This is a genomic window from Methylobacterium soli (genome assembly GCF_008806385.1).
Classification (GTDB): Bacteria; Pseudomonadota; Alphaproteobacteria; order Rhizobiales; family Beijerinckiaceae; genus Methylobacterium; species Methylobacterium soli.
The window spans coordinates 15,950-27,147 of record NZ_VZZK01000040.1; the positions used below are offsets into that span (position 1 = coordinate 15,950).

Sequence of the window (11,198 nt, forward strand, 5' to 3'; positions counted from 1 at the left end):
CTATTCCGGCTCCACCGCCTCGACGAGGGCTTTCAGCCAGTCGCGCGCCTTGTCGAGTTCCCCCCATGGCACGTCGCCGAGCGGGAAGTGGCCGGCCAGCACGACGCTGATCACGCCGTTGAGATGCACGAGTTGTTCGCGGGTGCAGGCCTGGCGCCTGTGCGCGCCGATCAGCTCGTCGCGGAAGGCCGAGAGGCACTGGGTGGCTTGGCTGAAGCCGTGGTCGTCCTTCTGGGGGCGTTGCGCCAGCACCCGGTCGAGGGCGGCGAGCGCCCTGCGCCCGGGCCTGTCGACCGCCTGTCCGCCATGGCGATCGCCGGCAGGCGCCCGCGCCGGGTCACCCGCCATGGCGCGCCTCGCGTTTGAGCTGCGTGAGGCGCCCGGCCCGCAGGTTCACCGTGAGGGCCTTGGTGGTGTGGATGCTGGTATTGGCGTCGCCCGTGATGGCCAGGAGCACGTTGGCGATCGCGCCGCGCGCGTAGCCCTCGCGCCCGAACACCCAGGGCATGCCGATCTGGTGCACGACCCGGCCGGCCACCGTGAACGGCCGCACCCGCTCGGTCACCATCGCCCGCACCTCGATCTCGCCGCGCAGCGACGAGAGCACCGTCCAGTCGCGGTGCCGGATGCCGAGCTCGGCCGCAAGCTCCGGTGAAACCTCCACGAAGGCCTCCGGCTGCAGCTCGGCGGTGTGGGGCATCGCCCGGGTCGAGATGCCGCCGCAATGGAGCTCGGTCAGCCGGAAGGTGGTGAACACGTAAGGGAAGCGGGGGTCCTCGGGCGGGTGCAATTCATTGCCCGGCCGGCCCCAGAGCTTCGCCGTCGGGTTGAATTGCTGCCCGTAGAGTGGGTTCTTCACCGGACTCTCGATCGGCTCGTAATGGGTCGGGAGCGGCCCGTCCTTCAGGCCCGTCGGCACGAAGAGCTGGCTCTTGCCGTCCGCCTCCATGATGAACGGGTCGTTGCCCCCGAGCGCGTCCATGCCGTGCGGGCGCTTCGACCAGTCCGGGCGGTAGTCGGGCCGCTTGGTCTCGACGAAATCCGGCACGTCGAGACCCGTCCAGGTCTCCTTCTCCTCGTCCCACCAGATCATCTTCTTGCGCTCCGACCAGGGCTTGCCGGAGGGATCGGCGGAGGCGCGGTTGTAGAGGGTGCGCCGGTTCGAGGGCCAGGCGAAGGCCCAGCCGAGATGGGAGCCCGGCCCATCCGGTCCGTCGGGCTTTCGCGAGCGGGCGACGTTGTGGCCCTTCTTCGGCATGACGCCGCAATACATCCAGCCGCCGCAGGCGGTGGATCCGTCGTCCTTCAACTCCTTGTAGCTCGCCACCGGCTCCCCGTCCGAGACCGTGTAGCCGTTGATCTCGGCGAGCACCGCCTCGGCCTTCGGCTCCTGGATCTCGCCCTCGACCGGATAATCCCAGGTCAGCGCCTGGATGGCGCCGTCGCGGGTCTCGCGGCTATCCGCGTAGAGCTGCTTCAGGCGCCGGCCGAGGTGATAGATGAACCACAGGTCCGAGCGGCTGTCGCCCGGCGCCTCGCAGACCTTGTCGTGCCACTGAACGAGGCGGCTCGTATTCGTGACCGTGCCCTCCTTCTCCCCCGGCATCGCGGCGGGCAGGAAGAACACCTCCGTCTCGATGTCCTCCGGGCTCAGCTCGCCGCCCGCGACGAGGCGGCCCTTCGACCAGAAATTCGCCGTCTCCGTCATGGCGAAGTCGCGCACCACCAGCCAGTCGAGCTTGCCCAGGCCGCGCTCCACGAAGTCGGCGTTGACGGCGCCGACGAGGGGATTCTGCCCGAGAATGAACTGGCCCCGCATCACGCCGTCGACCATCGCCATGGTCATGGGCTCCTGGCTGAGATCGCCCGTGAGCTTCGGCAGGAACGGGTAGCCGTAATCGTTCGCCCTGGTGGCCGCCTCGCCGTACCAGGCCTTGAGCAGGCTCACGACGTATTTGGGCATGTTCGCCCACCAGCCCGTCGTCGGCGTCTCGGATTCCAGGTAGCGGTCGAGGGTGGCGTGGTCGTGGAACACGTTCGGCTGCGGCAGGTAGGTCGGCAGCATGTTGTAGAGGGTCGGAATGTCGGTCGAGCCCTGGATGCTGACATGGCCGCGCAGGGCCATGATGCCGCCGCCCGGGCGCCCGACATTGCCGAGGAGCGCCTGGACGATCGTGCAGGCGCGGATGATCTGCACCCCCGTCGAATGGTGCGTCCAGCCCACGGCGTAGGTGAAGGCGCCGGTGCGCTCGCGGCCCGAGTTCCTGGCCAGCGTCTCCACCACCTTGAGGAAGGTCTCCTTCGGGCAGCCGGTGACCCGCTCGACCATCTCGGGCGTGTAGCGCGCGTAGTGGCGCTTCATGATCTGATAGACGCAGTTCGGGTGCTGCAGGGTGCGGTCCTGCGGCGGCGGACTCTCGGTCATGCTCTCGAAATCGCCGCCGGCCTGCTCCTCTGTCTGCTCGCGGTGCTCGGCGATGGAGGAGGGCACCGTCTTGCCCTTGTACTGCCAGGTCTCCTGCTTGTAGGCGCGCGTCTCCGCGTCGAAACCCGAGAACAGCCCGTCATGGCTCTCAGGGTCGGCATAGCCATCCTCGATGATGTGGGCGAGATTGGTGTATTCGAGGGCGAAGTCCCGGAACCAGAGATCGTTCTCCAGGATGTGGCGGATCATGCCGCCCAGGAAGGCGATGTCCGAGCCGGAGCGGATCGGTGCGTAGATGTCTGCGAGCGCGCTCGTGCGCGTGAAGCGCGGATCGACATGGATGATGGTCGCGCCGCGCCGCTGCGCCTCCGTGACGAAGCGGAAGGCGATCGGATGGTTCTCCGCGATGTTGGAGCCCATCTCGATGATGCAGTCCGAATTCGCGAGGTCCCACAGCGCCATGGTGGCGGCGCCGCGCCCGAAGGAGGTACCCAGACTGGGCACCGAGGACGAGTGTCAAATCCGGGCCTGGTTCTCGATGTTCAGCATGCCGAGGCCGCCGCCGAACAGCTTCTTGATGAGGTAGTTCTCCTCGTTGTCCATGGTCGCCCCCCCGAGCGACCCGATCCCCACCGTGTGGTTGATGATGCGGCCATCCGGCAGGGTCTCGGCGAAGGTCTCGTCGCGGGCCTGCTTGGTGAGCTGGGCGATGCGCTCCATCGCCCAGTCGAGGGGCTTCACCTCCCACGCGGTCGCGCGGGGCGCCCGGTAGAGCACCTTGGTGACGCGCTCCGGTGACAGGAGCATGCCGAGGGTGCCGGCGCCCTTCGGGCAAAGGGTGCCGGCATTCACGGGCGAGCGCGGATCCCCCTCCACGTGGATCGGACGGCCGTTCTTGGCGTAGATGAGCTGGCTGCAGCCCACCGCGCAGAAGGGGCAGATGCTGGTGCCGACCCGGTCGGCCTGTTCCAGCCGCGGCCGCAGGCGCTCGGAGGCGGAGGATCGGGCGGCGGTCGACTGGACGTCCTCGCCAGCGAGTTGCCGCGGCAGAGACCAATCCTTCAAAAAGCCCGACAGACGCGCCCCGACGCCCTTGCCGACGATCCTGCCCACGGCCTTGCCGCGCTTGCGCCAGGGTTCCGGTCCATGCCCATCCCGCGCCATCTCGCCTCCGCTGCCCGAACGGGCCTTCGCCGCCGGCCGACGCGTGAAACGCCGCTCCGCAGGCATCGTGCCTGTCCCGGCAACCGTGAGAGGCCCGCAGGGTTCCTGAGGCCGGCTCTCGGCGCCGATGCGTCGCAGCGGTTCCGGGACGACGCGGGCCCATGCCCATGCCCATGCGGGGCGGCGTCGGCGCGATCGCACCCGGAACGGAAACATGCGCGTGCCTGGAACGTTTCGAAGCTGTCGGGCCGGTCGGTCACGCCATCCTGAACGCAAGGCCGGAACCGAATGCCCAAGATGCGCGGCGTCATCACCATCGCACAGGAGAGCCGCTTCCAGCTCACGGACGCGGACGGCGTCTCGCACCTCTTCGTCCTGTCCCCGCACATGCTAGCGGAGAACGACGACCTCGAGCCGCTGCAGCAGAGCCAGGCACCGGTTCAGGTGACCTATTCCCGCGCCCGCAACGTCATCGGCTACTTGGCCGAGCGCCTCGAGCGGATCTGAGGGCGCGATGAATATCCTGCACATGCATCCCCGCGCGGCGGAGCATCATCAGTCGAACCTGGACCGCCTGATTCCGGACGAGTCCGAACTGACGGCGGGCGTGAAGATCGAGGCCGGTCGATCCTACGGGTTCTTCACCGACACCACCGTCTGCATCGGCTGCAAGGCCTGCGAGGTCGCCTGCAAGGAGTGGAACAACCTGCCGGCCGACAATCTCGGCATGACCGGCCAGAGCTTCGACAACACGGGCGCCCTCTCGGCCAACACCTGGCGCCATGTCGCCTTCGTGGAGAAGTCCGGTGCCGGCGGCATCCGGGATGGGGTCGAGCAGCCGTTCCAGAGCGGCTGGCTGATGATGAGCGACGTCTGCAAGCATTGCCACCACGCGCCCTGCATGGAAGCCTGCCCGACGGGCGCGCTGTTCAAGACCGAGTTCGACACCGTCGTGGTGCAGCAGGACATCTGCAACGGCTGCGGCTACTGCGTCCCGGCCTGCCCGTTCGGGGTGGTCGAGGTGAGCAAGCTCGACGGCAAGGCCCACAAATGCACCCTCTGCTATGATCGCCTGAAGGGCGGCCTGGAGCCGGCCTGCGCCAAATCCTGCCCGACCGACTCGATCCAGTTCGGCGAACTCTCCGACCTGCAGGAGCGGGCGGCACGACGGGTCGAGGATCTGCACGCGCGGGGCGTTCCGTCGGCCTATCTCTACGGGACGCCGGGCGCGCCCGGCGCGACGGGGGGCATGAGCCACCTCAACGCCTTCTTCCTGCTCACGGACCGGCCCGAGGTCTACAACCTGCCCTCCGCGCCGACGCGGCCCTCGCGCCGGGTTGCGCCGAGCCTGTTCTCGGGCCTCGCGACGGTGGCGGGCCTGACGCTGGCCGCCGCCTTCCTGTTCGCCGAATCGGAGCGCCGTCCGTGACCGCCTCCTACACAGTGCTCGAGCGCGGGCCGGTCGATCCGCCGGACCGTCCGGATTCCGCGGCCGAGCGCGACATGCCGCGCCCGGCCGGCACCGACGCGGTCTGGCGCGGCCCGACCTATTACGGACGGCAAGCGCTGAAGCCCGCGCCCTTCGAGGCGAACGTCGTCGGCGGCTACGTCTTCCTGGCAGGATTGTCGGGGGCGAGCGCGCTGATCGCGACGGTCGCGGATCTCTCGATGGGGCGGCGGGCCGAGGCGCTGGTGCGCCGGGGCCGCTACACCGCGATGCTGGCGCCGACGCTCGGCTCGGCCCTCCTCGCCTACGACCTGCACACGCCGGAGCGCTTCTACAACATGTTCCGGGTCGCCAAGGGCACCTCGCCCATGTCGATCGGCACCTGGATTCTCATGAGCTTCTCGGGCGCCGCGAGCCTCTGCGCGGCGGCTCAATTCGCGGCCGATCGCGGCGTCGGGCCCGCGCGGGGCATCGCCCGCGCGGCGAGCCTGCCCGCGGCGCTCGCGGGGGCGGGCCTCGCGACCTACACGGCGGCGCTCTTCGCCGCGACCTCGACCCCTCTCTGGGCCGCGGCCCCGCGGGCGCTGGCGGTGCGATTCGGCTCCTCGGCCATCGCCAGCGGAGCCGCGGCCCTCTGGCTCGGCGAGCGCGACGGGGGCCTGACGCGGCGCCTCGAAACGCTGGCCGCCGCCGCACTCGCGGTCGATCTGACCGCCGACGCGGTCTCGGCTTTGATCTATCGGCGCACCGGCGTCGCACCGGCTCTGTCGGGCCCCGCCGGGATGGTGGAGAAGGTTCTGGCGACGGGGCTCGGCGCAGCCTTGCCCCTCGGCCTCTACGCCGCGTCGCGCCTCGCCGGGCATCGGCCCACCCGCGGCCAGGGCGCCCTCGCGGCGCTCGCGGTGCTGGCAGGCGGCGCTCTCCTGCGCATCTCGATGATCAAGGCCGGCGAGACCTCGGCCCGCCGGCCCGACATCAGCTTCCGCTTCATGCAGCCCGACAACCTGCCCGAGGCTGACCCGGCGCGGGACCGGCCGACGATCGGGCGCGGCTGAGACTCGCGCCTCCGGGCGGGTGCGGGACCCGCCCGGCCGGCTCAATCCTCCTCGTCCGGCTCCTCGTAGGGCCGGTAGGTGCGAAGCGTCCGCCCATCCGGGAACTGGACCGAACGGCTATGGACCACGATGTAGCCGGCCCGCTGCGCCGCCTCGATCCGCCGCGCGCGGTCGTCGCTGAGCGTGTAGCCATAGACCGGGGGAGCGACGCGACCGACCGGGTAGGCACCCGGATACGGCGTGGCGTAGCGGCCGGGCAGGGGCGTGACCGCATAGGGACCGAAGCGCGGCACCGCGAGGGGCCGGACCCGGGTCGGGTGCAGGGTCGCAACGCGGGCGCGCCTCGCCTCGCGGCGTGCCACGCGGGGGCGCGGGCGGGCCTCGGCCGTGACGGTCCGGCGATTCGCCCGGCGGGCGGCCCGAATCCGTCGCGGAGCCTCGGCCCGGGCGGCGGATTTCTCGGCAGCGGCCTCGGCGGCCCGGCCGGCGGGGGCCCGCTCCACGGGATTCGTGCTGCCGCGGACCGGGGGATCGGTCCAGGGGCGCGCGGCCTGGGGGGCGGATTCGGGCGGGGTCGGGTCCTGTGCGCGGCTTGCCGGCGCGCCGAGGGCAAGGCTCAGCACCAGGGCGGCGCCGAGGCCGCAACGCGCTCCGATCAGCATGACGCTCTCCCGGCTCCTCGGTGCAGGGCAATTCCCGGATGGCACGGCCCTCGGGATGGCAGGCAACCCCGACGACGATCTCGTCGGGACCGCGGCTGCGTGCGCAGAAGCGTAACCGAGCGGGGTTCGGGCGTCTAGAAATCTCCGGAAGGACGGTTGCCGAAAATGCAGCCTTGGGTGGAATCATCGCCAGAGATCGGCCGATTGGACCGTTATCGCGCCAAACCCTGGATGTACATCGGCAAACGTTCACCCCTGAAAAAGTACTAGAAATCAAGCTTGAATCATTAGTACCATCATATGTTATTGGCGTAGCGCCCAACCTGCGCCGAAATCGCACACTGAGGAAGAGCAGGGAGATCGGCAGGCACCCGTAGGCTGCGCAAGCTGAACTGCAGGGGCTCAGACCGATTGCCACGCGTACTCTGCGGATGCTTGCGGGCATCCTATGCGTGCCTGTGGGGACGGGAGTCACAGTGAGATGAACGAGACCAACATCAGGTTGTGCATCCCGGAGGTGAGCGCCACGCTCCTGAACGGTGCCGCATTGGTCGCTCCGCGGGACGTGCAGGGCGTCGCGCATCGGCCTCCACCCGGGAGCAACGGCCTCCTGGATGCCCTCTTGCGCGGCGCGCCCCAGAACTGGGTCGAGGAACTCGAGGCCGTGACGATGACGGCCGGCGAGGCGCTGGTGCAGACGGGGACGAGCCCCGCCTACGTCACCTTCCCGACCGGAGGCCTCGTCTCCGTCCTCGTGCGCAGCGGCCCGGCCGCGAATGCCGAGGTCGAGGTGGCGATGGTCGGCCGTCACGATCTCGTGGGCGCGTCGGCGCTCCTCGGGACCGATCCGGCCTCCCACCGGGCCGTCGTCCAGGTCGGCGCGCCGGCCTACCGGGTCTCCGCGGCCGCGATTCGGCGCCTGATGGAGACGTGCCCGCCGGCCCGGGCCCTGCTCCTGCGCTACGTGCGCATGGGCCTGGAGGAGGCCTATCAGATCGCGGCCTGCAACAGCCGCCACTCTCTGGAGAAGCGCCTGTGCCGGTGGCTGCTCCAGGCTCACCAGCGCCTCGAGAGCGACACGCTCCCGTTCACCCACGACCATATCGCGCAGATGCTCGGTGTGCGCCGGGCGAGCGTGACGGTCGCCCTCCACATCATCGAGGGCGAGCGGCTGATCCGCTCGACGCGCGGCCGGGTCGATCTCCTCGACCGGACGCGGCTGCAGAACGCCGCTTGCGATTGCTGCGGCGCCATCGCGCATAATCGTCGCGTGCTGAGCCTCGATGGCAGCCTCGAACGGGCCGCGGCTCCCTCCTGCACGCCCTGCTGAGGCCGAGCGGGGGCGGGACAACCCCCGCTCCGGTCCCACCGGGGCGATCGCGAACCTGATCTGAACCGCGCCGGGCGCTCGCGACGCCCGGCGCGGTTCCGTTTGCCGCACGATCCTTGGCGGCACGGGATCCAGAGCCAGGCCGGGCGCGCCTGCCGGGTCTCCGACGGCACCGGGCGGCGTCGTCCGCGAGCCAGTCCATACCCGGCCTGACCCGGGCGCGGCCCCAACGCCGATCGAGAACCGCGGCCTCTCGGGAAGGATGGGTGGAACCGCCGAGGCTGGTTCGGCTTTCCGCATCCATGCCCGATCCTGACAGCCAAGCCACCCCCGACCCTTCCCCGCTCCGGGTCTTGGTCGATCTCAATCGCTGCCAGGCCTACGCCCAGTGCTGCTACGCGGCGCCCGCGCATTTCGCGATCGAGGGCCGCGAAGCCTTGTTTTACGACCCTGCGCCGCCCGCCGGGATGCGCGCCGAGATCGAGCGGGCCCGCATCTCCTGCCCGGTCCAGGCGATCCGCGTCGAGGTTCCGGGGCAGGGGCTCCTGTGAGCGCCGCCGCATCGCCCGACCGCGCCGTCGTGGTGGGATCGGGGCTCGCGGGGCTGCGGGGGGCGGAGGCTATGCGCAGGGCCGGGTTCACCGGGTCCCTCACCCTCGTGGGCGCCGAGGCGCACCGCCCCTACGACCGGCCGCCGCTTTCCAAGCACGTTCTCACCGGAGCGGTCGCGGCGGACGCCACCACCCTGCCGAGCCTCGTGCCGCTCGAGGCGGAGTGGCGCCTCGGCACGGCCGCGACCGGGCTGGACCGGAAGAACGCCCGGGTCCACCTCGCCGACGGATCGAGCCTGCCCTACGATCGGTTGCTGATCGCCACGGGCACCCGGGCGCGCGCCTGGCCGAACCCGCATGAGGGGCGGCTCGCGGGGGTCCACACGCTCCGCAGCCGCGAGGATGCGGCGGCCTTGCGCGGGGCGCTCGCGGCTGGTCAGCGGCGCGTCCTCGTCATCGGGGGCGGCTTCATCGGCTGCGAGATGGCCTCGGCTTGCGCCGCGCTCGGTATCCCCGTCACCCTGGTCGAGCCCTCCGCGACGCCGCTGGCGCGGGTCCTCGGTACGCATCTCGGCGACGTGATCGGTGCGATGCACGCCGCGCGCGGCGTCGAGATGCGCTGCGGCACCGAGGTCGAGTGGCTGGAGGATGACGGCCGGGGCCGCGTCGTCCGTGCCCATCTCGCGGGTGGCGGGCACGTCGAGACCGATCTGGTCGTCGTCGCGCTCGGCGCCGTGCGCAACACCGAATGGCTCGCGGATTCTGGCCTCGGCGCCGATGCGGGCGGCCTCGATTGCGATGCGGACGGCCATGCCCTCGACAGTGAGGGCCGGGCCGACACGCGGATCGCCGCGGCCGGCGACGTGGCGCGCTTCCCGCATCCCCTCTACGACGGGCGCCGCGTCGCCCTGGAGCATTGGGGGCATGCCGTCGCGCAGGCCGAGCATGCCGGGCGCCTCCTCGCCGGCCGGAGGCCCGACCGGCCCTACGCCGCGGTCCCGACCTTCTGGTCGACGCAGCACGGGATCAACATCAAGTCGGTGGGCCTGACCGAGGGCGCGGATGGATTCGTGATCGCGCAGGGATCCCCGAAGGAGGGGCGCTTCCTGGCGGTCTATGGCCGCGCCGGGCGCTGCATCGCGGCCCTGTCGATCGATTGCGCCCGCTGGCTTCCCGCCTACGCCGCGCAGGTCGCGGCGCGCGCGCCGTTCCCGCCGATCCGCGGCGCCACCGACCAGCCCGCGGATCTCGCGGTGCTTCCGCCGGGCTTTCCCTGAGCTCCGACCCCGCACTTCGCTGATCCCGCGCGCCCCAAGGACCAAGATGGCCGACGCAACGCTCCTCGATCAGGTCAAGGACCCGAAGAACCGGGCCGATCCCTACCCGATCTTCGCCCGCCTGCGCGCGAACCCGGTCTCGCGCCAGCATGACGGAACCTACGTGGCCGCCACCCACGCGGCCGTCGCGAGCCTCATCTCCGATCCCCGGATCAGCTCGGAGACCCTGCCGCCCGCCAAGCGCCCGCTCACCGGAAACCCGTTCACCGACTGGGTGGTGAAGCCGATCCGCGAGCACATCACGGACACGCACCGGCCCTTCATCTTTCGCGATCCCCCGGACCACGACGCCCTGCGCGCCTCCGTGATGCACCAGTTCACCCGCGAGCGCGTGCAGGCCATGCGCAAGCGCTCCGATCGCCTGGTGGCCGATCTCCTGAACGAGAAATGCGGGGCGCGGGAGATCGATATCGTGGACGATCTCGCCTACCCGCTCCCCGTGACGGTGATCTGCGAGCTGTTCGGCGTGCCCCGGGAGGACGAGCCGAAGTTCCATGGCTGGGCGACGCAGCTCGCCACCGCCCTCGAGCCCGACAGCCTCGACGACGACGCGGTCCGCGCCAAGAACAGCCGCTGCTTCGACGCGATCTCCGCCTACATGGCCGAGCTCATCGCGGAGAAGCGCCGCCACCCGGTGGACGACATGCTCTCCGGCCTCGCCAATGAATCGGCGCCGGGGATCGGCCGGATGGGCCAGTACGACCTCATCGCGACCTCGATCCTGATGCTGGTGGCCGGGCATGAGACGACCGTGAACCTGATCGCCAACAGCGTGCTGACGCTGATGCGCCACCCGGAGGCGCTGGAGCGGCTGCGGGCGGAGCCGGGCTGGGCGCCCCGCGTCCTGGAGGAGGTGCAGCGCTTCGACCCGCCGGTCCAGTTCCGGACCCGCAAGGCGCTCGCCGAGATCGAGATCGACGGGATCACCATCCCGGAGGGGGCGCCGGTCGTGCTGCTCTTCGCCGCCGCCGGACGCGACCCGGAGGCCTATGCCGAACCGGACCGCTTCGATCCGGACCGGCACGACAACCGCCATTTCGGGTTCGGCGGCAGCCTGCATTACTGCGTCGGGGCGCCGCTCGCCCGGTTCGAGACCGAGGCCGCCCTCGCGGCGCTCGCGGGGCGGCTGCGGAACCCGCGGCTCGCCGGCACCCCGCCCTACCGGCCGGGCGCCGCCCTGCGCGGGCCGCAACATCTGCGGCTCGCCATCGACGGGATCGCCTGAGC

At 70.8% G+C, this 11,198-nt stretch carries 10 protein-coding genes; 7 read left to right on the top strand and 3 right to left on the bottom strand.

The annotated features are described in order from the left end of the window. On the bottom strand, positions 1 to 348 hold the full coding sequence (locus F6X53_RS26515) for a hypothetical protein (RefSeq protein WP_238296044.1): 348 nt from the start codon (positions 346 to 348) through the stop codon (positions 1 to 3). Next, complete coding sequence (gene fdh, locus F6X53_RS26520; RefSeq protein ID WP_151004012.1) at positions 338 to 3,589, bottom strand: formate dehydrogenase; 3,252 nt, start codon at positions 3,587 to 3,589, stop codon at positions 338 to 340. Before fdh ends, F6X53_RS26515 begins: the two co-directional genes overlap by 11 nt. Before the next feature lie 288 nt (positions 3,590 to 3,877). Here fdh and F6X53_RS26525 point away from each other — a divergent pair, with 288 nt between their 5' ends. The 3 genes from F6X53_RS26525 to nrfD are packed head-to-tail and all read left to right on the top strand — an operon-like array spanning position 3,878 to position 6,091. Next, the gene (locus F6X53_RS26525; protein WP_151004014.1) at positions 3,878 to 4,096 is read left to right on the top strand and encodes a hypothetical protein; all 219 of its coding nucleotides are present in this window, start codon (positions 3,878 to 3,880) and stop codon (positions 4,094 to 4,096) included. A gap of 7 nt (positions 4,097 to 4,103) precedes the next feature. Next, entirely contained in the window at positions 4,104 to 5,018 is a 915-nt protein-coding gene (locus F6X53_RS26530; protein WP_151004017.1) for a 4Fe-4S dicluster domain-containing protein, read from the top strand. Then, positions 5,015 to 6,091: an NrfD/PsrC family molybdoenzyme membrane anchor subunit gene (gene nrfD / locus F6X53_RS26535; RefSeq protein ID WP_238296042.1), complete on the top strand. Its 1,077-nt coding sequence runs from the start codon at positions 5,015 to 5,017 to the stop codon at positions 6,089 to 6,091. Before F6X53_RS26530 ends, nrfD begins: the two co-directional genes overlap by 4 nt. A gap of 41 nt (positions 6,092 to 6,132) precedes the next feature. Here the strand turns inward: nrfD and F6X53_RS26540 are convergent, their stop codons facing one another. Then, complete coding sequence (locus F6X53_RS26540; RefSeq protein WP_151004019.1) at positions 6,133 to 6,753, bottom strand: hypothetical protein; 621 nt, start codon at positions 6,751 to 6,753, stop codon at positions 6,133 to 6,135. Between the two features lie 481 nt (positions 6,754 to 7,234). Here F6X53_RS26540 and F6X53_RS26545 point away from each other — a divergent pair, with 481 nt between their 5' ends. The 4 genes from F6X53_RS26545 to F6X53_RS26560 all read left to right on the top strand — a co-directional run bounded on the left by F6X53_RS26545 (position 7,235) and on the right by F6X53_RS26560 (position 11,196). Beyond that, positions 7,235 to 8,083, top strand: a complete 849-nt coding sequence (locus F6X53_RS26545; RefSeq protein WP_191971017.1) for a Crp/Fnr family transcriptional regulator — start codon at positions 7,235 to 7,237, stop codon at positions 8,081 to 8,083. Between the two features lie 302 nt (positions 8,084 to 8,385). Next, a complete protein-coding gene (locus tag F6X53_RS26550) occupies positions 8,386 to 8,634 on the top strand; it encodes a ferredoxin (protein WP_151004024.1) in 249 nt (82 codons plus the stop codon). Continuing rightward, positions 8,631 to 9,911: an NAD(P)/FAD-dependent oxidoreductase gene (locus F6X53_RS26555; protein ID WP_151004025.1), complete on the top strand. Its 1,281-nt coding sequence runs from the start codon at positions 8,631 to 8,633 to the stop codon at positions 9,909 to 9,911. The genes F6X53_RS26550 and F6X53_RS26555 overlap by 4 nt, the downstream gene beginning before the upstream one ends. Before the next feature lie 46 nt (positions 9,912 to 9,957). Further along, entirely contained in the window at positions 9,958 to 11,196 is a 1,239-nt protein-coding gene (locus tag F6X53_RS26560; RefSeq protein WP_151004027.1) for a cytochrome P450, read from the top strand. The last annotated feature ends 2 nt before the right edge of the window (positions 11,197 to 11,198 follow it).